At 58.3% G+C, this 24,680-nt stretch carries 24 protein-coding genes, 1 tRNA gene and 1 pseudogene; 16 read left to right on the forward strand and 10 right to left on the reverse strand.

Translation table 11 applies throughout. From position 1 onward, the window contains the following. Window positions 1–213 precede the first annotated feature (213 nt). The 9 genes from WBR57_RS17420 to WBR57_RS17460 all read left to right on the forward strand — a co-directional run bounded on the left by WBR57_RS17420 (window position 214) and on the right by WBR57_RS17460 (window position 7,789). A complete protein-coding gene (locus WBR57_RS17420; protein ID WP_122543767.1) occupies window positions 214–1,656 on the forward strand; it encodes a PLP-dependent aminotransferase family protein in 1,443 nt (480 codons plus the stop codon). Between the two features lie 114 nt (window positions 1,657–1,770). Then, window positions 1,771–2,253 (forward strand): translation initiation factor 2, encoded by a 483-nt coding sequence (locus WBR57_RS17425; RefSeq protein ID WP_424085007.1) that lies wholly within the window; start codon window positions 1,771–1,773, stop codon window positions 2,251–2,253. Window positions 2,254–2,415: 162 nt separating this feature from the next. Further along, the gene (locus WBR57_RS17430; RefSeq protein WP_424085009.1) at window positions 2,416–2,670 is read left to right on the forward strand and encodes a YkgJ family cysteine cluster protein; all 255 of its coding nucleotides are present in this window, start codon (window positions 2,416–2,418) and stop codon (window positions 2,668–2,670) included. A 42-nt stretch (window positions 2,671–2,712) separates the two neighbouring features. Then, complete coding sequence (locus WBR57_RS17435) at window positions 2,713–3,318, forward strand: START domain-containing protein (RefSeq protein WP_424085011.1); 606 nt, start codon at window positions 2,713–2,715, stop codon at window positions 3,316–3,318. A 103-nt stretch (window positions 3,319–3,421) separates the two neighbouring features. Continuing rightward, window positions 3,422–3,658 carry a hypothetical protein gene (locus tag WBR57_RS17440; RefSeq protein ID WP_424085013.1) on the forward strand — a complete coding sequence of 79 codons (237 nt, stop codon included), beginning with the start codon at window positions 3,422–3,424 and terminating at the stop codon, window positions 3,656–3,658. Between the two features lie 213 nt (window positions 3,659–3,871). Further along, on the forward strand, window positions 3,872–4,213 hold the full coding sequence (locus WBR57_RS17445; RefSeq protein ID WP_015885395.1) for a ribonuclease E inhibitor RraB: 342 nt from the start codon (window positions 3,872–3,874) through the stop codon (window positions 4,211–4,213). 412 nt (window positions 4,214–4,625) lie between these two features. Then, window positions 4,626–6,035, forward strand: a complete 1,410-nt coding sequence (locus WBR57_RS17450; RefSeq protein ID WP_424085015.1) for a circularly permuted type 2 ATP-grasp protein — start codon at window positions 4,626–4,628, stop codon at window positions 6,033–6,035. Between the two features lie 3 nt (window positions 6,036–6,038). After that, window positions 6,039–6,989, forward strand: a complete 951-nt coding sequence (locus tag WBR57_RS17455) for an alpha-E domain-containing protein (protein WP_424085017.1) — start codon at window positions 6,039–6,041, stop codon at window positions 6,987–6,989. Next, complete coding sequence (locus tag WBR57_RS17460) at window positions 6,986–7,789, forward strand: transglutaminase family protein (RefSeq protein WP_424085019.1); 804 nt, start codon at window positions 6,986–6,988, stop codon at window positions 7,787–7,789. The genes WBR57_RS17455 and WBR57_RS17460 overlap by 4 nt, the downstream gene beginning before the upstream one ends. Before the next feature lie 198 nt (window positions 7,790–7,987). On the opposite strand, the gene WBR57_RS17465 is transcribed toward WBR57_RS17460, so the two are convergent. Next, window positions 7,988–8,794, reverse strand: a complete 807-nt coding sequence (locus tag WBR57_RS17465; protein ID WP_424085021.1) for a c-type cytochrome — start codon at window positions 8,792–8,794, stop codon at window positions 7,988–7,990. Window positions 8,795–9,440: 646 nt separating this feature from the next. Between WBR57_RS17465 and WBR57_RS17470 the strand changes: the two genes are divergently transcribed. The 3 genes from WBR57_RS17470 to WBR57_RS17480 all read left to right on the forward strand — a co-directional run bounded on the left by WBR57_RS17470 (window position 9,441) and on the right by WBR57_RS17480 (window position 13,620). Then, window positions 9,441–10,646: an acetyl-CoA C-acetyltransferase gene (locus WBR57_RS17470; protein ID WP_424085023.1), complete on the forward strand. Its 1,206-nt coding sequence runs from the start codon at window positions 9,441–9,443 to the stop codon at window positions 10,644–10,646. Window positions 10,647–10,662: 16 nt separating this feature from the next. Next, the gene (locus WBR57_RS17475) at window positions 10,663–12,810 is read left to right on the forward strand and encodes a 3-hydroxyacyl-CoA dehydrogenase NAD-binding domain-containing protein (RefSeq protein WP_424085025.1); all 2,148 of its coding nucleotides are present in this window, start codon (window positions 10,663–10,665) and stop codon (window positions 12,808–12,810) included. Window positions 12,811–12,894: 84 nt separating this feature from the next. Continuing rightward, window positions 12,895–13,620 carry an amidotransferase gene (locus WBR57_RS17480; RefSeq protein WP_424085027.1) on the forward strand — a complete coding sequence of 242 codons (726 nt, stop codon included), beginning with the start codon at window positions 12,895–12,897 and terminating at the stop codon, window positions 13,618–13,620. On the opposite strand, the gene WBR57_RS17485 is transcribed toward WBR57_RS17480, so the two are convergent. From WBR57_RS17485 to WBR57_RS17495, 3 genes are all read right to left on the reverse strand, one after another. Beyond that, window positions 13,617–14,588 (reverse strand): magnesium and cobalt transport protein CorA, encoded by a 972-nt coding sequence (locus tag WBR57_RS17485; RefSeq protein WP_424085029.1) that lies wholly within the window; start codon window positions 14,586–14,588, stop codon window positions 13,617–13,619. The two genes, WBR57_RS17480 and WBR57_RS17485, sit on opposite strands and share 4 nt — an antisense overlap. 42 nt (window positions 14,589–14,630) lie before the next feature. Further along, window positions 14,631–15,377 carry a 1-acylglycerol-3-phosphate O-acyltransferase gene (locus WBR57_RS17490; protein ID WP_424085031.1) on the reverse strand — a complete coding sequence of 249 codons (747 nt, stop codon included), beginning with the start codon at window positions 15,375–15,377 and terminating at the stop codon, window positions 14,631–14,633. Between the two features lie 212 nt (window positions 15,378–15,589). Beyond that, a complete protein-coding gene (locus WBR57_RS17495) occupies window positions 15,590–16,282 on the reverse strand; it encodes a crotonase/enoyl-CoA hydratase family protein (RefSeq protein WP_424085033.1) in 693 nt (230 codons plus the stop codon). Between the two features lie 336 nt (window positions 16,283–16,618). On the opposite strand from WBR57_RS17495, the gene WBR57_RS17500 reads away from it, so the two are divergent. Next, window positions 16,619–16,708: transfer RNA gene (locus WBR57_RS17500), tRNA-Ser, on the forward strand. 314 nt (window positions 16,709–17,022) lie between these two features. Continuing rightward, window positions 17,023–18,228, forward strand: coding sequence for a hypothetical protein (locus WBR57_RS17505; RefSeq protein ID WP_424085035.1), 1,206 nt, complete (start codon window positions 17,023–17,025; stop codon window positions 18,226–18,228). Window positions 18,229–18,261: 33 nt separating this feature from the next. Here WBR57_RS17505 and WBR57_RS17510 read toward each other — a convergent pair. Further along, window positions 18,262–18,408: pseudogene (locus tag WBR57_RS17510) on the reverse strand (site-specific integrase); the annotation flags it as partial. Window positions 18,409–18,764: 356 nt separating this feature from the next. Between WBR57_RS17510 and WBR57_RS17515 the strand changes: the two are divergent. Further along, on the forward strand, window positions 18,765–19,739 hold the full coding sequence (locus WBR57_RS17515) for a hypothetical protein (RefSeq protein WP_424085037.1): 975 nt from the start codon (window positions 18,765–18,767) through the stop codon (window positions 19,737–19,739). A gap of 844 nt (window positions 19,740–20,583) precedes the next feature. Here WBR57_RS17515 and WBR57_RS17520 read toward each other — a convergent pair. The 5 genes from WBR57_RS17520 to WBR57_RS17540 form a co-directional block, all read right to left on the reverse strand. Further along, complete coding sequence (locus tag WBR57_RS17520) at window positions 20,584–21,624, reverse strand: EamA family transporter (RefSeq protein WP_424085039.1); 1,041 nt, start codon at window positions 21,622–21,624, stop codon at window positions 20,584–20,586. 61 nt (window positions 21,625–21,685) lie between these two features. Next, window positions 21,686–22,021: a hypothetical protein gene (locus WBR57_RS17525; RefSeq protein WP_122543782.1), complete on the reverse strand. Its 336-nt coding sequence runs from the start codon at window positions 22,019–22,021 to the stop codon at window positions 21,686–21,688. Between the two features lie 88 nt (window positions 22,022–22,109). Continuing rightward, window positions 22,110–22,769, reverse strand: a complete 660-nt coding sequence (locus WBR57_RS17530; protein WP_424085041.1) for a M24 family metallopeptidase — start codon at window positions 22,767–22,769, stop codon at window positions 22,110–22,112. Between the two features lie 70 nt (window positions 22,770–22,839). Beyond that, window positions 22,840–23,418 (reverse strand): DUF4337 domain-containing protein, encoded by a 579-nt coding sequence (locus WBR57_RS17535; protein WP_424085043.1) that lies wholly within the window; start codon window positions 23,416–23,418, stop codon window positions 22,840–22,842. Between the two features lie 54 nt (window positions 23,419–23,472). Continuing rightward, window positions 23,473–23,838 (reverse strand): DUF2784 domain-containing protein, encoded by a 366-nt coding sequence (locus WBR57_RS17540; protein ID WP_424085045.1) that lies wholly within the window; start codon window positions 23,836–23,838, stop codon window positions 23,473–23,475. Window positions 23,839–23,945: 107 nt separating this feature from the next. On the opposite strand from WBR57_RS17540, the gene WBR57_RS17545 reads away from it, so the two are divergent. Continuing rightward, window positions 23,946–24,635, forward strand: coding sequence for an HAD-IA family hydrolase (locus WBR57_RS17545; RefSeq protein WP_424085047.1), 690 nt, complete (start codon window positions 23,946–23,948; stop codon window positions 24,633–24,635). Window positions 24,636–24,680: the final 45 nt, after the last annotated feature.

Raw genomic sequence — 24,680 nt, forward strand, 5'->3', positions numbered from 1 at the left:
CCCGATGGCGGTGGTTCAGTCAACCTCTTGGGTGACTGACACTCCGCTATCGGGGGTAAGCCCCCTCCCACATTTGTTTGCGTATACCCCTACAGTTTTTGCTATCACTGCCCGCTACGCTCGACTATTCTGGCAACTGTCCCCGTACACTTCTAAACTGTGCCGGTATGTTTCACACAAAAATAAAATACCCGTGAAATCGAGTGCTGCGTCATGACCAATCTGTTGCTTTACCAACGTATCGCCCAACAACTGGCTGAGGACATCCGGCGCGGTGTCTATCAACCGGGTGAGCGCGTGCCTTCGGTGCGCAAGATGAGCTCCCAGCTCAACGTCAGCCACGCCACTGTGTTGCAGGCCTACGCCAACCTGGAAGACCAGGGGCTGATCCGGGCGCGGCCGCAGTCGGGCTATTACGTGCACCAGACGCCCGCGCTGACCGCGCCCACGCCGGACATCGCACGGGTAGAGCGCCCGGGGTTGGTCACCCGCAGCAGCATCATTCAGCAGGTATTGGGCGAGTCGCGCCGTGAAGGTGTGTTTCCCTTGGGCGCCGCCGTGCCGAGCGTCGACTACTTGCCGGTGCGCGCGCTGCACCAGCAGTTGGCCAAGGTCACGCGCTTCCAGAGCCCGCGCGCCTTCAGTTACATGTTCAGCCCAGGTTTCGAGCCACTGCGCCGCCAGGTGGCGATCCGCATGCGCGACGCCGGCGTGGTGGTGGACCCGTCGGAAGTGGTGATCACCCACGGTTGCGTGGATGCGTTGCAGATGTCACTGCGCGTGCTGACGCGTCCAGGCGATTTGATCGCCGCTGAATCCCCGACGTATTACGGCCTGCTGCAATTGGCCGATTTGCTTGGCCTCAAGGTCATCGAAATTCCCAGCGACCCGTCTACCGGCATGAGCCTTGAAGCCCTGCAACTGGCCGCCAACCAGTGGTCGATCAAGGCCCTGGTGTTGACCACGCGCCTGAGCAACCCCCTGGGTGGCACCATGCCCGAGGAGCGGCAGAAACAGTTGCTGCGCCTGGCCTCGGATTTCGATATCCAGATTGTCGAGGATGATATCTACGGCGAACTGATGTTCGAAGTGGGCCGCACCAAGGCCCTCAAGGCCTATGATCGGCTGGACCGGGTGATCTACTGCTCGAGCTTTTCCAAGACCTTGTCGCCGGGCGTGCGTATCGGCTGGATGATCGCCGGCAAGTACCAGCAGGAAATCCAGCGCCTGCAGATGTTCAGCACCCATTCCGCGTGCAGTGTCACGCAGATGGGGGTTGCGGCGTACCTGGAGAACGGCGGTTACGACCGGCACTTGCGCTACATCCGCCAGGAATACCGCAAGAACCTCAGCGCCTTCCAACTGGCCGTGCAGCAGTATTTCCCCGAGGGCACGCAGATGACCCGTCCGACCGGCGGCTTTATCCTGTGGGTCAGTTTGCCCGGCCGGGTCAATACCCAGGAATTGCACGTGCGTGCCCTGCAACAGGGCATCAGCATTGCGCCAGGGCTGATCTTCAGTAATACCGAGCAGTTCAACCATTGCATTCGCCTCAACTGCGGCACGCCGTGGAACCGCGAGGCAGAGCGGGCGCTGATGACGTTGGGGATGCTGGCCAGCCAGTTGTGCCAGGAGACGGCAGCCGCTGATTTTTAGGTGCGGCTGAGGCACTGAAAGGGGACAACGCCGATAGCTGGCTAATCACCGCGCTTGTCATGCCGCGCACAACAAGCGAGCATATGGCCCTCTGCCGTTAATGCTGTAGGCACTATGACTCAGATTTTTCGCGCTGTTTTGGTGATTGGCCTGTTAGGTCTCTGCAACGTCAGCACGGTGCTGGCGGCGACGCCTGTGAGCGAAACCAAGCCTGCGGCCAGCACAGCGCAGCAGACCTCCGCAAAAAAACCAACGCCAGCAAAAAAAGCCCCCGTCGCTAAAAAGAATTCGGCAGCCGCGAAAAAGCGTGCGGCCAAGGCCAAGTCGTCTCGCGAAGTCGCCCAGACCCAACTGGCACCGGCACAGTTGGACCTGTCATTGCCATCGGACATGGTCAGGCACCTGCAGCCACTGGGCACCGTGCCCAAGCCGAAGAGTGTGCCCTTGCTGCCGCAAATGTTTGGCGAAAAGCCAACTGACAACAGCGCCTTCCAGATCAACGGCCGCCTGCTCAGCAATGAAATGAAGCTGCAACTGCGCAACGAAGAACGCCGTGACGTGGAAGGTGCCGCGTTGGAATTCGAGTTCAAGCAGTAAACTTTACCCGCAAAAGTGACGTCGTCCTCTGACCACCTGTCGCAGACTGGTCAGTCACTTTTGTTTTGTGCGAAAAACCCCTGTTAGACCATTTTAAAACGGCTGTTTAAGGGCGTACTCTAGCCCGGCCATCCCCATTGAGTCGTCGAGGACCTGCTGGTCATGAAATGCCGTGAAGGCTGTGGCGCTTGCTGCATCGCCCCCTCCATCAGTTCGCCATTGCCGGGAATGCCTCAGGGCAAACCAGCGGGCGAACGCTGCCTGCACTTGTCGGTCGAACAGCTGTGCCAGCTGTTCGGGCAACCGGAGCGCCCGGCGGTGTGCAGTGATTTCAAGGCAGACCTTGAGGTGTGCGGCACCGACCAGGCCGACGCGATCCGTTTGATCGGCTGGTGGGAGCAGATGACGGCGGCTTGATGGGCTTTACTATTGGTCACTTCAACAATAAGGAATACAACAATGGGTTCGCTGAAACGAATGGCTGTGTTGTGCGGTTTTACAGTGTTGTTTGCTGCCACTGCCCAGGCTGAAGATTGGCAAGTCGCCAAGGACGAAGACGGTATCAAAGTGTCCCTCAGTGAAATCGCCGGTTCCAAGTACAAGGCGTATCGCGGTGTCACCACGATCAAGGCGCCTGTTGCAAAAATCGTCGCCCTCCAGGAGGACGTGGCCGGTGCCTGCAAATGGATCCACGAGTGTAAGTCCCAGAAACTGGTCGACAGTAAAGGCAATGAAGCCTGGACCTACACTCAGTTCAATACACCTTGGCCGGTGACGCCTCGTGATTCTTATATGCATATCACCACCACTAAGGCCGCTGACGGCAGCCTGACTCGCAAGCTGGAGGGTGTGCCCACCTACAAGCCCGAGGAGAAAGGCTTTATTCGTGTCGCCCAAGTTGATGGCTTCTGGAAACTGGTGCCAAAAGGCGACAACCAGACCGAAGTCACCTACCAGGTGCACACCGAGCCAGGCGGCAGCGTGCCTTCCTGGTTGGCCAACAAGTTCGTGGTGGACGCCCCGTTCAACACCTTGAAAGCTCTGAAGGAACACGCTGAAAAATAAGCGCAGTTGATCGGGTGCCCCAGACCTTGAGTGGAACGTTTGACGAGCCCTCAAGGTCCAGATAGTTGTAAGCCCACACACGGGTTTTATCGAGGAGGCACCGATGCAAAAGTGGCAGATTACCTTCGTTGATGATCACGGCGTTCAGACCGTAGAGCAGTTCACCTGCGATCAAAAGCCCAGCCTCGAAGACGCGGCACACATGATTCGCAACAAGCTGGTGCCCGTGGCCGCCGAACTTGACCTCAATGACCTTGAGGGCCGTAAACCCGAGCCAACGGTCAAGATCCTCAAAGACCAGAACAGCATCCAGATCCTCGACATCTCTCCCGCCGCCTGAACATTCTCTGTCAGCAATGAAAGCGCCTCTGGTGGAGGTGGTAGCTTCGCGCTACTCTGCAATTGAGATCAGCGAATGAATCGCTAAGGTCTGGTCTTGTCAGCTACATGCTTGTTTTCCAGCGGTGATGTCATTGCCGTAGCTCCCACGCCAGTACGGCGTGGGCTTCGGGAAGCACGGAAAGTCTATCCATCAATTCGAGGAGCACTTTTCATGAGCACAGCCTATCAAGAAGACATCAGCACCAACGTTCTGCGCCGCATGAAAGAAGGCGGTTTCGACTTTTCACGGTTTCACCCCATCGAGTTCTACGCGATTTTTCCGGACGAGGAACGGGCGCGCAGGGCTGCGGGTGAGTTTCGTGGGGAATCGCTGAATGCCCAGGTCAGTGCGCGCGACGATGGCGCCTGGTACCTGGAACTGAGCAAAATCATGTTCGCAACCTACGACGGCATAGGAGACTTCGAGCAGGACTTTGAGGCGGTGGTCGAGCCTCTGGGCGGCATCATCGAAGGATGGGGCGTCAAGCAAGAGGTGCGTGGGTTACCCATGTAGCTGGATTTATGAGCAACGCAGCGTATCGGCTGACCTTTGGGTCGGCCGATTTTGTTTGTGCCGCAGGAAAATACGCGGAACTTGCACGGTCTTTTTCAGCACCAAAAAAAAGCCACCCAAAGAGGGTGGCCTAAAGGGAAGATCGGTTCGCTGAAGCTGTAGGACGCGTCCTGTTCAGCAGATGGTTGCGATTATCCGCAAGTGTAGGCGGGCGGTGAAATCAACTCTGACTATGCTGTTGATAGCCAAAGCCCGCCTTGCGATGAAGCACGCGTCGAAGCACTGGGCATTCTGCGCACCAGGACGGTGCGGTCAGATCTCGTTGGTTATTCAACTCACTGATATTTAAGTGTTTATGCCGCTGGCACGGGCCTTGCGATGGTTCTAGCGTCCGGGTGACAAGGAGTACGGCATGATCCGCACTTATTACGACGAAATGTACGACGCGGCAGGGCAGGTTCGCCCTCATTACCGTGAATTCGCCCGCTGGCTGGCTGAGACGCCAACCGAACTGCTGGCCCAGCGCCGGCGTGAAGCCGATTTGCTGTTTCACCGTGCTGGGATCACCTTCACCCTTTACGGAGACGAACAGGGCACTGAGCGGCTGATTCCGTTCGACACCATCCCGCGCAGCATCCCCGCCAGCGAATGGCGAATGGTGGAGCGCGGCTGCATCCAGCGGGTCAAGGCCTTGAACATGTTTCTCGCCGACCTTTATCACGACCAACGCATCATCAAGGCCGGCATCGTCCCCGCCGAACAAGTGCTGGCCAACGAGCAGTATCAGTTGGCGATGCAAGGCCTGAACCTGCACCGCGATCTGTATTCCCACATCTCCGGGGTCGACCTCGTACGCGATGGTGACGGCACTTACTACGTGCTGGAAGACAATCTGCGTACCCCAAGTGGCGTCAGCTACATGCTCGAAGACCGCAAGATGATGATGCGACTGTTCCCCGAACTGTTCGCCGCCCAGCGCATCGCGCCGATCGACCATTACCCCAACCTGCTGCTCGACACTCTGAAAAGCGCCAGCCCCATCGACAACCCCAGCGTGGTGGTGCTGACCCCGGGTCGTTTCAATAGCGCGTTCTTCGAGCACGCTTTTCTGGCGCGGGAGATGGGTGTGGAGTTGGTCGAAGGCGCCGACCTGTTTGTGCGCGACGACCATGTATTCATGCGCACCACCGACGGCCCCAAAGCCGTCGATGTGATTTACCGTCGCCTCGACGATGCGTTCCTCGATCCGTTGGCCTTTAACCCGGACTCCATGCTCGGCGTACCCGGCCTGCTGGCGGCGTATCGCTTGGGCAATGTGGTGCTGGCCAATGCGATCGGCACCGGGGTGGCGGACGACAAATCGGTGTACCCCTTCGTCACCGAGATGATCCGTTTTTACCTGGATGAAGAACCGATCCTGCAGAACGTTCCTACCTTCCAATGCCGTAAGCCTGATGAGTTGTCTCACGTGCTGGCCAACTTGCCAGAGTTGGTGGTCAAGGAAACCCAGGGCTCGGGCGGTTACGGCATGTTGGTCGGGCCGGCGTCCACCAAGGCGGAAATCGAAGCCTTCCGCGCCCGGATCAAGGCCAAGCCCCATGCCTATATCGCACAACCAACCCTGTGTTTATCCACGTGCCCGACGTTTGTCGAAAACGGCATCGCCCCGCGGCATATCGACCTGCGCCCGTTCGTGCTGTCCGGCAAGGAAACCCGTGTAGTGCCTGGCGGCTTGACCCGCGTGGCGCTGCGCGAAGGTTCGCTGGTGGTTAACTCGTCCCAGGGCGGCGGCACCAAAGACACCTGGGTGGTCGAGGATTGAAATATGTTAAGTAGAACTGCCTCGGATTTGTACTGGATGTCGCGCTACCTGGAGCGCGCGGAAAACCTCGCGCGCATGCTCGATGTCAGTTATTCGCTGTCGTTGATGCCCCAGGATGGGCGCGGCGATGGTCTGCATGAGTTGGCCATGCCGCTGCTGATCACCGGCACGCTGGATGATTACCGCGAGCGCCACGGCGAACTGCATGCCGAAAAGCTCCTGCACTTCTTTGCGCTGGATGCCGCCAACCCGGCCAGCATCTACAGCTGCCTCGGCTCTGCGCGGGCAAGCGCCCATGCCGTGCGTGGGCGAATTACCGCCGACATGTGGGAAAACATCAACGCAACCTGGCTGGATATTCGCGACATCGCCCAGCAAGGCTTGAGCCGCTACGGCATGAGCCGGTTTTGTGAGTGGGTCAAGGAGCGCTCCCATCTGTTCCGGGGGGCGACCTACGGCACCATCATGCGCAACGACGCCTTCCGGTTTATTCGCCTGGGCACGTTTATCGAACGCGCCGACAACACCCTGCGCTTGCTGGACGCGCGCTATGAAATGGCCGGCGACCGCGCCGAAGCCGTCACCGACGGCACGGCCCACGCCTACTATCAGTGGAGCGCGTTGCTGCGCGCGTTGTCGTCGTTCGAGGCCTACACCGAGATCTACCGCGACGCGCCCGGCGCCCGGCAGGTCGCGGAGTTGCTGTTGTTGCGCGCAGACGTGCCGCGCTCGTTGCGCGCGTGCAGTGAAGAAATCGACCAGATCCTCGCCAGCCTGCCAGGCCTCAACGGCCGCCCGGCCCAGCGCCTGGCCGCCGAGATGGATGCGCGCCTGCGCTTTACCGCCATCGATGAAATCCTCGAGGAAGGCCTGCACGCCTGGCTGACCGAGTTTATCCCCTTGGTGCGCCAACTCGGCGACGCCATCTACAGTTCCTACCTGGAGGCCGCATGAGACTCTCCATCAGCCACGAAACCACCTACCGCTATGAAGACCAGGTGCGCAACAGTATCCAATACCTGCGCCTCACGCCCCACGACAGCGAGCGCCAACATGTCATCAGTTGGCAATTGGACCTGCCGCGCCCGGTGCGTGCGCAAGTCGACCCGTTCGGCAACATCCTGCATGTGCTGACCCTGGACGAACCCCACGACGCCATCATCATCGGTGCCCGGGGCCAGGTGGATATCGATGAGCTGCGCGAAGCGGAGCATGAAAGCCAGTCGGCCTTTCCGTTCCTGCGTTGCACCCGCCTGACCGAACCCGACGAGGCCCTGCGCGGTTTTGCGCAACAGCACTGCCATCAACGGCGTGACCGCACGGCGTTGATCGACCTGATGCATGCCTTGCACCAGACGATGGTCTACACGCCAAGCTCCACCGAAGTCGACACCTGCGCCGCCGAGGCCTTCGCAGGCAGGGCGGGTGTGTGCCAGGACCATGCCCATGCGTTCCTGGCCTGCGCGCGCAGCCTGGGGATTCCAGCGCGGTATGTGTCGGGGTATCTGTACACGGAAGACAGCACGCACCTGGCCAGCCACGCCTGGGCCGAAGCCTGGCTGGACGACGCCTGGTACAGCTTCGACGTGACCAACCAGCTTGCTCGCCCGGAGCGGCATCTGAAACTCGCCGTGGGCCTGGACTATCTCGACGCCTGCCCCGTGCGCGGCATGCGCCGTGGCGGCGGGCACGAGCAGATGCACGCCAAGGTGTTCGTGGCGCCAACGCCAGTGATCTCGGTGCAACAGCAATAGTGTGATCTTGTGGAGAGCAGGCTTGTTGTAGCGACTCGGTTTGTTGTGGCGAGCGGGCCTGCCCCGCGTTGGGGCGCGAAGCGGCCCCAAAACCATACGCTGAGGAGTGCCTGACAGGCCGCACTCTGCTCTCAAAGGGGCCGCTTCGCGCCCCAACGCGGGGCAAGCCCGCTCGCCACACTGGTAGGTGCTCGATACCTAGGGCTGCTGCTTACGCCCCGCCATATGCTTCAGATACCCCACCAACAAATCCAGCTCACTGTCCGGCAAGATACTGGCGGCAAACGCCGGCATCTTCGCCTGCGGCCAATGCCGCAGGCTCTGCGGGTCGCGGATATAGCGCTTGAGGAAATCGCCGCCGAAATACTCGGTCGGGCTGTAGGGGATATTCAGGTCCGGTCCCACCTGCGCATCACCGGCGCCATTGAGCCGGTGGCAGGCCAGGCAGTTTTTCTGGAACAACGCGAAGCCCTGGTTGACCGGATCATTCGCCGCCAACGTCGGGTCGGGCAACAACGCCGGGAACCGCTCGGCCACGGTCTTCAATTGTTTGATCGCGCGGATCTGGAACGGCCACTGCTCCGGGCTGACAGCCCCGGCTTGCGGGTCAGTCCACACCAGGTAGAACGGCCCGGCACTAGGCTTGCCATCCGCCAGCGCGGGCCACGGGTGGGCCGGGTCTTCCACCGCCAGCCAGGCGCGGGCGCCGTGGGTTTCCAGCAAGGGCGCGGCGCTGAGTTCGGCGGCGAAGCCATCCAGGGCAACAGCCTGCACATGGCTGTCAGGCTTAAGCCTGGGTAGGAGCACTGCCAGCGGCACTGCGCGGTAGGTCATGTCGCGCTTGTAAGAAACATCATCAATGATCCGCACCGTCTGCGCGTCCGGGTGCTGGAGCAAGTCGGCGGTCTGCCAGGTCTTGCTTACGTGGTCGAGTTCGATGCTCAACTGTGCAGCCGCAGCGGGCAGTGCGATGAGCAGGGCAAAAAGCGCGAGTATCGATTTCAATACGGTGGCCCGGTGCGAAGTGGCGTTAGGGCTCACGATACCCGAAATACACGCGTAAAAAGGCAGCCCCTGCAGGACCGCTATACGCAATGTCCCGGCAGGAGCTGCCAAAAGCTGCAGTCCAGATGCTGTATGTGCACGGAATGTGAGGGTTGAGTGGTCACCCAATAACCTTGGTTAAATTGGGTAGGATCAGAATCAGTGTGGTGGCGAACAGAATGAGCCCCGCCTGACGTACTTTCGAGTGTTTAAACATGGCTGACTGCCTTTTGTTGTTATTCCTGAGCGTCAAATGCGTGCCGTTAAAATCTACTATGCCGTTATGACGTGTCGCTTTTCTTACAGCTGCTCCGGCAAAACCTGGCAGCAACTCCTTACTGATTGAACCTTAGAGCCCTCGTTCTGCGTGGCTTAGATCCATTTCATATCAGCTAAGTATAATTTCAGCTTAAAACGTTATGAGGCTCATCGCCATATTGGCGCCAATGCCTTGGCTAGACAGCTAAAACGATTAATCAGGCAATTGCCCGAAAGGCCTACCGTTCGTCCGAGCGTGGAGGTCAAAAGCAATGAGCGCATCCGTCATTGAAACCGTGTCAATCGGGCCTAAGGTAAGGGCACACATGCACAGTGCTTCGAGGACGTCATGACCCAAGCTTTGATCTTTGATGCGATACGCACGCCCCGGGGCAAAGGCAAGGCCGATGGCGCCTTGCACAGCGTCAAACCGGTCAACCTGCTGGCCGGCCTGCTGACGGCGCTGGCCCAGCGCAGCGACCTCGACACCCACCAGGTCGATGACATCGTGCTCGGCTGCGTGACCCCGGTGGGCGACCAGGGCGCCGACATTGCCAAGACCGCCGCGCTGGTGGCGGACTGGGATGTCAGCGTCGCCGGTGTGCAGGTCAACCGTTTCTGCGCGTCTGGCCTGGAAGCGGTGAACCTCGGCGCGATGAAAGTGCGCTCCGGCTTTGAAGACCTGGTGGTGGTCGGCGGCGTCGAGTCCATGTCCCGCGTGCCCATGGGCAGCGATGGCGGCGCCTGGGTGCTCGACCCGCAAACCAACCTGCACAGCCACTTCACGCCCCAAGGCATCGGCGCAGACCTGATTGCCACCCTCGAAGGCTTCAGCCGCGAAGACGTCGACACCTTCGCCCTACAGTCCCAGCAGAAAGCGGCGAGGGCGCGTGCAGACGGTTCCTTCAGCAAGTCGCTGATCGCGGTACAGGACCAGAACGGCATCGTGCTGCTGGACCATGACGAATTCATCCGTGGTGACTCCACCCTTGAAGGCCTGGGCAAGCTCAAGCCGAGCTTCGAGATGATGGGGCAAATGGGCTTTGACGCCACCGCGCTGCGGGTCTACAGCCATGTGGAACGCATCCACCATGTGCACACGCCGGGCAATAGCTCCGGGATTGTCGACGGCGCCGCGCTGATGTTGATCGGCTCCGAGGCCAAAGGGCGGGAGCTGGGCCTGCAGCCGCGTGCGCGGATTGTCGCCACGGCCGTCACCAGCACCGACCCGACCATCATGCTCACGGGGCCCGCACCGGCTACACGCAAGGCCCTGGCCAAGGCCGGTCTGCGTGTGGAAGACATCGATCTGTTCGAGGTCAACGAAGCCTTTGCCTCGGTGGTGCTCAAGTTCATCAAGGACATGCGCATCGACCCCGCGCGGGTCAACGTCAACGGCGGTTCCATCGCCATGGGCCACCCGTTGGGCGCCACCGGCTGCGCGATCCTTGGCACCCTGCTTGACGAGTTGGAGGCGCGCCAACAGCGCTACGGCCTGGCCACCCTGTGTGTCGGCGGTGGCATGGGCATCTCGACCATTATCGAACGCCTCTGAGCCCTAGGAATCCGTCATGACCGAAGCCATTCGTTACGAAAAAGGCCAGGACCAGATCGTGGTACTGACCCTCGACATGCCCGGCCAGAGCGCCAACACCATGAACAGTGTGTATCGCGAGGCCATGGCCGCCGCCGTTACGCGCCTGGAGGCGGAAAAGGACAGCCTCGCCGGCGTGATCATCACCTCAGCCAAAAAGACCTTTTTTGCCGGCGGCGACCTCAATGAGCTGATCAAGGTCGACAAAGCCCACGCCAAGGATTTCCACGACAGCGTGCTGGAGCTGAAGGCGCAACTGCGCCGCCTGGAAACCCTCGGCAAACCGCTGGCCGCCGCGATCAATGGCGCGGCATTGGGCGGCGGCTGGGAAATTTGCCTGGCCTGCCATTACCGCGTCGCGCTGGACGACAAATCCGTACAGCTCGGCTTGCCGGAAGTCACCCTGGGCCTGTTGCCGGGCGGCGGCGGGGTGGTGCGCATGGTGCGCTTGCTCGGTCTGGAAAAGGCCCTGCCGTATTTGCTGGAAGGCAAAAAAGTCCGCCCACAGCAGGCCCTGCAAGCCGGTTTGATCAATGAGCTGGCAACGAGCCGCGATGAACTGCTGGCCAAATCCCGCGCCTGGATTCTCGCCAATCCTGAGGCAAAGCAGCCTTGGGACAACAAGGCGTATCAGCTTCCCGGCGGCACGCCATCCAACCCCAAAGTTGCGCAGATGCTGGCGATTGCCCCTTCCATCTTGCGCAGCAAAACCCAAGGCTGCTTCCCGGCCCCGGAGAAAATCCTCTGCGCCGCCGTGGAAGGTGCCCAGGTGGATTTCGACACCGCACACTTGATCGAAACCCGCTACTTCACCGAGCTGGTCACCGGGCAGGTGGCGAAAAACATGATCGGCACCTTCTGGTTCCAGCTCAATCAGATCAACGCCGGCAGCTCGCGGCCGCAGGGTTTTGCGCCTTACGTGACGCGCAAGGTCGGCGTGCTCGGCGCCGGGATGATGGGCGCGGGTATCGCGTATGTCAGCGCCTGCGCCGGCATTGAGGTGGTGCTCAAGGACATCAACCTGGCGGCGGCAGAGAAGGGCAAGGCGCACTCGGCGGCGTTGCTGGAGAAGAAAGTCGGCCGTGGGCAATTGACCGCCGAGCAGCGGGAAACCACCCTCGCGCGCATTCTTCCTACCCAGGACGACGCCGACCTGGCCGGCTGCGACCTGATCATCGAAGCGGTGTTCGAGGACCGTGAACTCAAGGCCAAGGTCACCGCTGTAGCGCAGAAAATAGTCGGCGCCGACGCGGTGATCGCCTCCAACACCTCGACCTTGCCCATCAGCGGCCTGGCCACGGCGGTGCCCGACCAAGGCAAGTTTATCGGCCTGCATTTCTTCAGCCCGGTGGACAAGATGGCCCTGGTGGAAATCATCAAGGGCGCCCGCACCTCGGACGAAACCCTGGCCCGCGGTTTCGATTTCGTCCTGCAAATCAACAAAACCCCGATTGTGGTGAATGACAGCCGTGGCTTCTTCACCTCGCGGGTGTTCGGCACGTTCACCAACGAAGGCATCGCCATGCTCGGTGAGGGCGTGGCCGCGCCGATGATCGAGACCGAGGCACGTAAGGCCGGTATGCCGGTGGGGCCGTTGGCAGTGTCTGACGAGGTTTCCCTCAGCCTGATGAGCCATATCCGACAGCAAACGGCCAAGGATCTGCAGGCGAAAGGTAAATCCCTACCGAACCATCCGGCCACCGCTGTGATTGACCTATTGGTGAACGAGTACAACCGCGCCGGCAAGGCGGCGGGTGGCGGTTTTTACGACTATCCGGCAGGCTCGCAGAAACACCTGTGGCCTGAACTGAAAACCCGGTTTGAACAGCCCGCCAAACAGATTTCGCCGCAGGACGTCCGCGACCGATTACTGTTTATTCAGGCGATCGAAACCGTACGTTGCGTGGAGGAGGGCGTGCTGATGTCCACCGCAGACGCCAACGTGGGGTCGATCTTCGGCATCGGTTTTGCGGCGTGGAGTGGCGGCGCGTTGCAGTTTATCAACCAGTACGGGCTGAACGACTTCATCGCCCGCGCCCGCTACCTGGCCGAACAGTATGGCCAACGGTTCTCGCCACCGGCGTTGTTGCTGGAAAAAGCTGCTCAGGGCGAAGTGTTCCGGTGATTAGGGAGGGGCTTGCCTTGGAGGGGTATTTCAAGGCAGGCTCTGGGGTGTGCAATATTCCCATCACCGTGTCAGGTATTTTTTATGTCGCTACGCGTCTGTATCCTGGAAACCGATATCCTGCGTCCAGGCTTGATCGATCAATACCAAGGGTACGGGCAGATGTTCAAACGCCTGTTCTCCCAGCAGCCGATTGCCGCCGAATTTGTGGTGTACAACGTGGTGCAAGGTGAATACCCGTCGGACGACGAAGTGTTTGACGCGTACCTGGTGACCGGCAGCAAGGCCGACTCATTTGGCACCGACCCGTGGATCCAGACCCTCAAGACCTACCTGCTCGAGCGCTACGAGCGCGGCGACAAGTTGCTGGGCATTTGCTTCGGCCACCAATTATTGGCGCTGCTGCTGGGCGGCAAGGCCGAGCGTGCCGGCCAGGGCTGGGGCATGGGCATTCACGACTATAAGCTCGACGCCAAGGCGCCGTGGATGAGCCCCGAAGTGGAGGAGCTGACGCTATTGATCAGCCACCAGGACCAGGTCACCACGCTGCCGGAAAATGCCACGGTCATCGCGTCCAGCGATTTTTGCCCGTTCGCCGCCTACCACATCGGCGACCAGGTGCTGTGCTTCCAGGGCCACCCGGAGTTTGTCAGCGACTATTCCCGCGAGCTGCTTGAGATTCTTCAGACAACCCTTGGCGAAAAGGTCTACAGCAACGGTGTCTCGAGCCTGGAGCGAGACCACCACGGCGTCACCGTGGCGGAATGGATGATGCGCTTTGTGGCCCACAAGCCCGAGGCCCGGGTTTAAAGCCAGCCCGACCGCTTGAAACTGGCCCACAGGCTGGTGCACCCCACCGCAATAAACCCGAGCACTGCAAAATAGCCGTAGTGCCATTGCAGCTCGGGCATGTTCTGGAAATTCATCCCATAAATCCCCGCCACCGCCGTGGGGAAGGCGAGGATCGCCGCCCATGCGGCGAACTTGCGCTGCACCACGCTCTGGCGTGAGGCCTCCAGCAATACACCAATCTCGATAGTCTGGCTGGCAATGTCGCGCAGGGTGGTGAGGTCTTCCATCTGCCGCGTCACGTGGATCTGCACGTCACGGAAATACGGGCGCATGTTCTTGTCGATAAACGGGAAGCTCAGCTTCTGCAACTCCTCGCTGATCTCCACCATCGGCGCCACATAACGTTTGAGCCGCAGCACGTCGCGGCGCAGGCCGTGAAGGTGCTGGATATCGCGTTCGTTCAACGAATTGCACAACACGTTGCGCTCCAGTTCGTCGATCTCGGCATGGATCGCCTCGCTCACCGGCTGGTAGTTTTCGGTGACGAAATCCAGCAGCGCATAGAGTACGAAATCTTCCCCATGCTCCAGCAACAGCGGCCGCGCCTCACAGCGCTGGCGCACGTATTTGTAGGACGCCGAGTGACCGTTGCGTGCGGTAATGATGTAGCCGTTACCGGCGAAAATATGCGTCTCGATAAATACCAGCTTGCCGTCCTCGCGCACCGGTGAGTAGGTGACGATAAACAGCGCGTCGCCGAAGGTTTCCAGCTTCGGGCGGCTGTGCTTTTCCAGGGCATCTTCGATGGCCAGTTCGTGCAGGTTGAACTGGCGTTGCAGGTTGGCCAGCTCCTGGGCATTGGGCTCTTCCAGGCCGATCCACACAAAGTGGTCGGGTTTGGCGGCCCACGCGGCGCCTTCGTCAAGGGTGATATCCGTGACTTTCTTCCCGCCGCTGTAAACGGCGGCCGCAACAACTCTACCCATGATGCTGATCGCTTTTTATTAGGAGGACAGGTGTTGGGCAGCTTAGCGTGAAGCGAGTTCGATTGTTGCGGCGGATTGCAGCTCGCGATCCATCGCTGCAATGCACCCATCCATTTGCGTCTGACATGCCTGCATCAACGCCGGGATGTCATCCGAAGTCAGGCCCACGGTAGGAATCGGCGGCAACGAGCGTATGAGTACATCCCCGGCGTTCCAGCGATTGAGCCGCATATGGTTCACATAATTGCTGACACACACCTGCACGATCGGCACGCCGGCCGCAATCGCCATATGAAACGCGCCTTTCTTGAACGGCAACAGGCCTTTGCCCAAGTTGCGCGTGCCCTCCGGGAACACCCAGATCGAAGTGTCTTCGTGTTGCAAGGTGCGCGTGGTGGTGAGCATCGCGCGGCGCGCCTTGTGCGCATTGCCCCGGTCGATCAGCACATTGCCCGCCAGCCAGAACAGTTGGCCGAACAGCGGCACCCATTTCAGGCTCTTCTTGGCAATACACACCGTGCGATGCGGCACCACATTGCCCAACACAAACAGGTCGTAGTTGGACTGGTGGTTGGCGATGACCACGCACGTACCGGGCTTGTTGCGCAGCGAATCCACATCAGCCCTTACGTTTAAACGCAGGATCCACATCGCCGGCAATGCATAGAGGCGGGCACACAGGCGGCTGTTGTCCGGGTTGAACGGGCGGCAGATGCCGACGAGCACGCCCAGCACACCCGCGAGCATAAAGTGCAGGCCCATCAACAACATACGCAACAGAAAAAGCATCGACACAGCTCATCGGGACAAAAGGTGGCGCAGTGTACGGTTGTGCACTGTATTCAGCAATTACCCCAACAGAGGGTGGAGATAGGCGATGTTTAAGTACATGTTTCAACATCTGCCGCCATCGGCGGGCTAGAGCGGTTTAGGAGGGATCGGATTTATAGGTAAGAAAAAGCCCGACTCAAGATCGGGCTTTAGTATTTCGGTTGTAGGGGTTAGCTCAGGATGTGGCCCTGATCCTGGATGATCGCATCGTCCAAAGCTTCCAGCAGCGCCTTACGCACTTTCAATTTAGTGTGCTTGTGCGCATTCATATTGAGCTTCTTCAATTGACGCGCCGCTTCCAAAGCTGCCGCATGCAGCTCCTCGGGCGCCACCACCTTATCGAGGAAACCAGCACCTATGGCGCCTTGCGGGTCAAACATCTCGGCATTGATCACCGAACGATGAAATGCCGACTTGCGCAAACGATCCCGCGCCAACTCGATACCGGCGTGGTGCATGGTCATGCCAATCGCCACCTCATTCAGGCCGATGCTGAACGGGCCTTCCACACCAATCCTATAATCCGCCGACAACAGCAGGAACGCACCCTTCGCCACCGCATGCCCAGGGCAAGCGACGATCACCGGGAACGGGTGCGACAACAAGCGACGCGCCAAGGTCGAGCCCGACGTCACCAGGCCGATCGCCTCTTTAGGGCCGGCCGTCATCACCTTCAAATCATAACCACCCGACAGAATCCCCGGCGTCCCGGTAATGATCACCACCGCGCGGTCCTTCTCGGCCTGATCCAGCGCTGTATTAAACGCACTGACCACATCTGGGGAAATGGCGTTCACCTTGCCATTGCTCAAGGTCAGGGTCGCGATACCGTCTTCGAGGTGGTAAGAGATCAACTCACTCATGACGCGGTTCCTTGTAGGGCTTGTTATAGATAGGCTGTTTATGGAAGAGCATGAGCAGACGTTACCCAGCATGCCCGGCCCGGTAAAGCGCCATGACTGACTACCCAGTCAGACTTTTCCCGCATAGCCAGTGCCCAATAGCCCAGGGCAGGGCGCAGCAGCTGCCCCATACGCATGCCGCCCATGCCCAAGAATGGCAGATTCGCCGCCCCTTGCCGGGCGCATCCCGGCATACCCCTCTAACCGCATGAAAATTCTGAAAAAAACCTTTGCCATCAGAAAGGCTTTCGACTACATTAGCGCGCCTCGACAGACTGAACTGGTTTGACGAGATACGGTGAAGTGTCCGAGTGGCTTAAGGAGCACGCCTGGAAAGTGTGTATACAAGAAATTGTATCGAGAGTTCGAATCTCTCCTTCACCGCCACATTCTGAAAACGCAAACCCCTGATTTTCCTAGAGAAAGTCGGGGGTTTGTGGTTTTTGGTGCCTGAAAAATGGTCATATGGAACAGATCTGGGACAGAAAAGCTGATTTCGCCCCTGTTCGCTTTAGAGGCCAGTGGGCGAGCCGGATCGATAGCTCCCCTTGCCATACACAGTTGGGCAGCAATAAACCATCATGTGATGAATAGAAATCACCCACGATATTTGTGGATATGGGGTATGCGGCCGGTGACAGAATCCTGTTTAATCAAAAAGTGAGGGACGTTAACCTGGAACTCTATGGAGAAGGGATCAGATGAAGCATTATCAAGATATGGAAACGGGCGACATCTATGCTTTTGAGGACGACCATGATCCCATAGTACTGAGTGCGCGCAATATGCCGTCGGTACTTTCAGAAATAGTTAAGCCGAAACCTGACGATTCATACATTTGGTATGAGGATGGTTGGATCATGCCGGAACAAGCTCCCCCGGGCTACATAAATCCTGTATCAAGTGTTCCTTCTTATAACCCAGCATGGGTCGCACACCTGCACCCATACACGGCAGTTCATCGTGATCAAAATTCAGGGTTGGAAATTACGCTCGATCAGATTAATGAGAACTCCTATGATGGCGCCAGGCTTGCTCACGTAGTTGCAAGCTTGCCGTTAGGTACTCCGAGCGGAATACCTGCTCTTATTAGCTATGATGGGGGAATAGCCATTCCCCAATGTGAAGACTTTCCGACTAGAGCAGACGGTATTAACAAACTGAACGAGCTACTTTGTAGCTTTTTATTGGGTGGTATCCATGCTGAAATAATTTCCTCCGAAGCTCTCGTAGCCGGTTTCTTAAAAGACGAAGCAACACTTTTCGCCGGTGCGCCAGGACTGCATTCGCAACTGAGATCTAATATGGCATCCATAATCGATCGTTTGGAACCCCTGATGTATCCTCGAGTACTCATGACAGCAGAAATTCAAGCAGCTTACGGCCAGGGTCAAAGGGTAATTGCAGAAATCCAAAATCTTTCACCGTTTTTTCTCTTGAATGGCTACTCAGCCATGGTGTACCGGAATACCAGTGATGCATTGAACAATCTTTGGATAGCTGTAGAGCAGATTACAGAGTACTTGTGGGTGCAGAAGTATCTAAAAGATAAAGCTACTTTTTCCGCTGCTGTTGCTAGTGTGCATGCGAAACTAAAAAAAGAGCGAAGACTTGATACGATTTCTGCAAAGCATGAGTTGCTCAACCTCTCAAATATTATTAGTTCTACATGTTTTAATGTCCTTGAAAAGTCACGTCGCAAGCGGAATGATTTAGCGCATGAAGGTATCGTGCCGAGTTCAGAAGTAGTAGGGGATCTGTGGAGAGTTATTCCCGATTTACTTGAGGAGTCGTCTGGAGTTCGATCGCTTGGAATTAGGAAGCTCGGTGGTGTTGGGGAATATAATTGGGCTATACCATTGCGTACTAATTTTGATGAATGGAAAGAACTTTCAATTAAATTGTAATTTCACTTTTAAGTGGAATGCTGCCCTTGGAGACTAAAGCTTCAATGCTAACTGAAGCATCCCTACTACATCCGGGCCATCTTCATTAATCCAGGTCCCGTAATGCTGAGGTATCATGTTCCCATTGATATGTCCCATCTGTTCGGTGATCCAGTCGATCGACGCTATTCCCGGGTAAAGGGGACGGATTTATTTCGGGTAAAGGGGACGGATTTATTTAGTTCTCGTATCCCCTCAAATGCCAGGCAAACAAAACCCCTGATTTCGAGAGAAAGCAGGGGTTTTTGTAGTGCGAGCGGCAGGTCGACGCTTCTGAATGGGCTGTAGGGCATTGCTGAAGTAATTAATCTCGCTCAGACCTATGCAATCCCCTTGAGCGATCGGGGGCAGGTGGTCAGCCGAAACCCGCAATCGTAGGCATGCGCCTGGATTGAAGTGGTCCATTTCTGAAACGTCAAAACCACCCCTGTACGCGTCTTACCTCCGCTGCAGCGCCTTCTTATAGTCGTGCACCTCAGCCACTTGGAGGTGCACGCATGCAGGGACCTTACGCATTTATCAATGAACGACCGCAACCTTATCCGCTGCTTAAACTGAGCCTGGCGCTTAATCCGCATACACAGACCAAATTCGACACTCTCAACCAGCATATCCGCAACGCGGTGGTGTTACCTGGGCAACTGGTGATCATCGGGGATAGCCGCACCGCATCTTGCACCGCTGAAGAGGCACAGCTGATGCGCTCGGCGCTGAATATTAAGCTTGCCCTGTTGGCGTACTCTGCAACCGACCAGTTCCTGGTCAAAAACTATGATCAGTTGCAGGCCATTTTGTCCTATGCCTCCCTCGGCATCGGGAGCGCCAGCAGTGTCTGGAGCAAACACTTGGCGCAAATCGAGAAGACCCTTATGGAAATCGAGGATTTGCATAAGCAGTATCTAAGCAAGGGCACACTGGGGGCGAGGGATGAATTTCTGGCCAAGCGTAAAGCGCTCTTCGCAAGGCTGGATACCCAAATATCGGGGATGGCGCGCTTTGGGACGGGGTTGAAAAACGAAGGATCGATTAAAAAGATGCTGGGGATTTCCAGTAAGAGCTACTGGCATCATGGAGAGATTCGCGGCTATGAGGAGAGGGTCAGGCGCGTAGCCAAGGCTTCGCAGATTTTGAAGAAGGGAACTTATATTGGTATAGCGCTGGATGTGGGGGCAACGGCGCTGGACATAGCGGAGGCGTGTACCACAGGGCGTGAGCAAGAGTGCACGCAGGCGAAGTATGTTGAAGGAGGTAAGTTAGTGTTGGGGGCTGGTGGCGCGTCCGCGGGTGGGGTGGTTGGAATGCCTCTAGGTGTCGCCGCATGCATGATTGTTTTTGGCATGCCTACAGCGGGTGCCGGAGCGTTGGCATGTGCCATTGTAGGCAGTGCCGCAGGCGGATTTGCTGGAGGTAAGATTGGAAGCGTTTTGGGAGAAGGCACAGGGGAATTTCTCTACAGGGTGGTGAGGGATTGAATGGTTTTTAAATATATTGGCATTGGCGCTGGGGCAGTCATGATATTAAGTCTCCCGCTATTTTTTTGTGCCATGTTCAAAAAGCTCGACGCAGCAGAGCGCTATGTGAAGAACAGCGCTTACATCGTCGTACACAGAGATATTTCTCGTCATGCACCCTTTGATGGAAGACCTCAGCGGCTGGTTGCTATGGCTATTATCATTCTTGTTCCAAAAATATTTCAATGGAGACATCTGGTACGGGTTGAGGATGTTGAAAAAATTCCAAGGCATCTCAAGTGCTGGATGGTCATACCGGTTCTTATTACTTTCATATCCTTTTCGGGTATGTGTATCAGTTGGCTATTCATATAACGCTCATTCTCCTGCTATGTGGCGACTCTCTGCCGCCTTCGGGAGCGGTCGCAAGAACCGTAGGTAAGTTATTCTCTACAATGTTGTGAGGGATTAAATGGTCTTCGAATATATTGGCATGTGCGCGTGCGCCCTCATGTTACTCAGTATCCCGCTCACATTTTATGTCATGTTCAAAAAACTAGACGCAGCAGAATTCTACGTGCAGCAAAGCGACTATGTGATTGGGCACAGGCACATTTTTCGCAATGCTCCGTGTGAGGGGCGGCACGTGCGTGTGGTCGCCATGGCTATCGTCATCCTCATGCCAAAAGTACTCCAATGGAGACGTTTGGTACGGGTTGAGGACGTTGAAAAAATCCCACGACACCTCAAGTGCTGGATGGTGATACCGCCGCTCGTTGCCGTGATATCCATCATAGGTATGACGATCAGTTGGTTTTTCTTAAAAACCTAATCTGCTCGAAGTATGGGTGACTCTCTGTCACCCTCAGTGCCTATGCCGATGATGCACATCCGGGAAATGCGCATGGCTATGCCGCACCACACTATGAACATGCACATGACTATGCGGCTGAGCCGGATCCCACTCAAACCCATGCTCATGCTGATGATGCTCATCATGCACATGTCGGTGCCCGTGCTCTGTCGCCTCATGCAGATGCTCATGCGCGTGCCGCTCCGTCAGGTGCAGCCACACGCCCACGGCCATCAACGCCGACGCGATCCAGAACGCCACCGTCACCGACTCGCCGAAGGCCAGCAACGCCACCGCCGCACCGAGGAACGGCGCTGTCGAGAAGTAGGCGCCGGTACGTGCACTGCCGAGCCCGCGCAGCGCCAGCACAAACATGACCAGGCTGATGCCATACCCCAGAAACCCAACCAGCAAGATAGGCGCCAGCTGCGCCATAGCCGGTATCTGCGCGCCGAGATACAGCGCCAGGCTGCAGTTCACCAGCCCGGCGATCAAGCCTTTGACCCCTGCGATAAATAGCGCGTCCGACGCCGACACTTTGCGCGTCAGGTTGTTATCAATCCCCCAGCACAGGCAGGCCACGGCCACTGCAAACGGTCCGGTCCAGTCATGACTTGTGCCGCCGACGCCGCCCCATGACAACACCACGCCGCCCAGCACTATTGCGAGCATGCCAAGGACGATGCGCCGGTCGGCGTTCTCTCTGAACACCCGCCAGGCGATGACGGCGGTGAGTACCGATTCGAGGTTGAGCATCAGGGAGGCGGTCGCGCCGGCGGTGCGGGTCAGGCCGTACATTAGGGCCACCGGGCCGAGGATGCCGCCGAACGCGATGGCGCCGATCAGCCAGGGCCATTCCGAGGGGGTCAGGCCGGTGGGTTTCCAGCCGCGATCACGCAGCAGGCGCAAACCGGCAAGGCCGACGCCGCTGCCGAGGTAGAGCAGGCCGGCGAGCAGCACGGGCGAGAGGCCCAGGCCGAGGCTTTTGGCGAGTGGGGTGCTGGCGCCGAACAGGGCGGCTGCCGCGAGGGCGTAAACGATGCTGAGGTTCATGGGCCATCCTCGAGAGGTTGGCCCATGATACGTCGCGGGCTTTGGGGTAAGCCCGGCGATTTTACTGTGCGGTTTTCAGCTTGATCACATCACCGGAAATGCTGGTGGTGTAACCGCTCAGCACCCAGGCCCAGAACCATTTTTCCTGGATCTGGGTATTGATCAGCGCGTCGCCGCCTTTGGCTTTGATGGCCGCATCCTGAGCACGCACGAAACGGCTGTTCTGGCCGATCGGGATGATGCCGAACAGCATGATACCGGTGGCGCTGGCTTGGCTGTGGCCGATCACGGTGTATTGGCTGCTGTCGTATTGCGGGGATTTGATGGCGGTGCCGGTGCAGCCTGCAAGGGCGAAACCGAGAACTGCTGCTGCAACCACTTTACTGACGTACTTCACTGGGTAACTCCATTGGACTAAAGCCCGAGATTCAATTCTCGGGGGCTGCACTTTAATCGCTCCTGTAACAGATTGAAAACATTCGCGCTTAAGCAAGCAAGTCTTCGTAAAAGGCACCGTAGGGCTTTGTCGGATGGGCGATCTGGATTTCGAGGATCCACAGCCCGGCATTCGGGTAATGCTCGAAGTCGCCCAGGTCGCCACCACGGTGGATGGCGTGGGGGAAGTCGCTGACGCGGTGGCCCTTGATGTCGAGGTTCAGCTGCCAGCCCATGGCCTGGGCTTGTTCTTCGGCGTAGCGGTAGAGTTCAAGGCCGACGACCTGCTGGTTTTTCCAGCGCGCTTGCACGCGGTCGAACAGTTCTTTGGCGGCGCCGGCGCAGGCGATCATCTGCGGGTCGTTGCCGGTGGCAAAGGTCGCGCCGGCGTTACCTTCGTGGCCTTGCCACACGGCGCCCATATCGATGAAGAAGATATCGTTTTCGCCCAGCACCGGGTCGCCTTCGGAGCGTTGCTTGAAGGTCTTGAGGGTGTTGGCGCCAAAGCGCACCAGCAGCGGGTGCCAGATGCGTTGCATGTCCAGGTCGGCGAGCACCTGCTTGCCCAGTTCGCGGGCTTCGGATTCAAGCATGCCGGGGCGGATGCGCTGGGCGAGTTGTTCGATGGCTTGCCAGGTCATGGCCTGGGCGTAGCGCATGGAGTCAATGCTGTAGGCGGCGCCCACGGCTTCTTTGGGTTGTGCGGACACCGGTGTCTCCTCGGGTAGCGTTATGCGATTTACTATATAGCGCTGAGGGCGGTGCGCCCAAGTAAAATTGCTAGAGATGCAGCCAGGCCAGACTCCCCAACACCACCGCCACACCGCCTGCGCTATACGACATACGCTTCAACCATTCCTTACGGGTCAATAGCGTGATGGCCGCCAGCGAAATCGCAATCTGAATCGCGGTCATCGCCTGGGCCCAGCGATGATGCTGGTGCAAGGCCTCTTCCGATTTCTCGTCCCAAGCCTTCGAGGTCGCTTCCAGTGTCTCGGCCTGCTTGCGTACGTCTTCCTTCTGGCTTTTGTAGCGCTCGATCTCGTCCTTGTAGTGCGCGGCGTCCACGCCCGGAATATGCGTGGCCAGTTCCGCGAGGTTTTGTCGGCTGGACTTGGCCTGGTAGTAATTCCACTGGTTGGCGGCTTCGGTCTTGATGATGGCGGCGTTGTTCTTGTCCATCGCCGCTTCGCTTTCGGTGGACCCGGCCTGGTAGCTGAGCATTGCGCCGAGGGTGGCCATCAGCGCGGTCATCACCGCAATGCGGCTGGCGAAATTGTCCCCGCGGCCGTGGGCATGTTCGGTGGTGTGTTCGAGGTGTTTTTCGTGGGGGCTGGGGACTTCGAAGGCTTCGGACATGGTGGCGTCTGTGAACGGACTGAGGGACTCTGATTCTTCACCAGTGAAGCTGTCTCAAGCCTGTACGTAACGCCGGATCAGGCGCACATACACGGCAATATTGATCAACAGCACCAGCGCGCCCAGCCCCAGCTGGATCTGCGGGGTCAGCCCGGCCGGGTAGATCAGCGTGAGGATGTAATGCTCGATAAAGCCGCCGCCATAGCCATCCTGCCCGGCCAGGTGGCGAAACAGGTTTTCCCAGCGCGTCAGCGGGCAGGGCAGGTGGAACACTTCCACTGCAACGCCCCAGGCCGCGGCGGGCAAGTGCAGCCAGATCACCGGTCGCCATTTGAGCGCGAGCAGCCCGCCAAACAGCACGAACAGGATAAAACACAGATGAAACAGCACCAGGCTGTCGGCGGCTAGACGGTAGAGCATGGCGCACGCTTCGTAAGGACGGGCGCACAGTCTAAAGGGTTGCTTGCCGGCAAGTGTGACGGCTATTGTGCTGAATCCTTTTAGTGTTTGCGCAGGGTTTTGTAGTGATGAATGCACCGCGTATTGCAGTCGGTCCGATCAAGGCCGTGATTTTTGATATGGACGGGTTGTTGCTGGATACGGAAGGCATCTACACCGAAGTCACGCAGATCATCGCTGAACGCTACGGCCGTACCTACGACTGGAGCATCAAGCAGCACATCATCGGGCGTGGCGCCCAGGACCTGGCCGACTACGTGGTCAAGGCGCTGGACTTGCCGATCACGCCGGCTGAATTCCTGGAAATTCGCGAACCGTTGATGAGCGAGCGTTTTCCCAAGGCCTTGGGCATGCCCGGCGCCGAAGCGCTGGTGCGGCACTTGAAGGCACACAATATTCCAATTGCCGTGGGCACCAGCTCGTCGCGCAATTCGTTTGGCCACAAGACCACCTTGCACCGCGAGTGGTTTGGCTTGTTCGGCACCATCGTCACCGCTGACGACCCGGAAGTCGGCGCTGCCAAACCTGCGCCGGACATCTTCCTGACCGCCGCGCGCCGCCTGGGCATGGCGCCCGAGGACTGCCTGGTGTTCGAGGACTCGCCGTTCGGCGTGACCGCCGCGAAGGCCGCCAACATGACCGCCATCGCCGTGCCGGATGAGGCCATGGCCGACAGCAAGTACCCGCACGCCGACCAGATTATCCGCAAACTCGCGGACTTTGATCTGGCCGCTTACGGCTTGCCGCCAATGCGCTGAATAAGCGCGGTTTAAAACGGTGGGAGCGGGCTTGCTCGCGAAAGC

Source organism: Pseudomonas sp., assembly GCF_049590575.1.
Lineage (GTDB): Bacteria > Pseudomonadota > Gammaproteobacteria > Pseudomonadales > Pseudomonadaceae > Aquipseudomonas.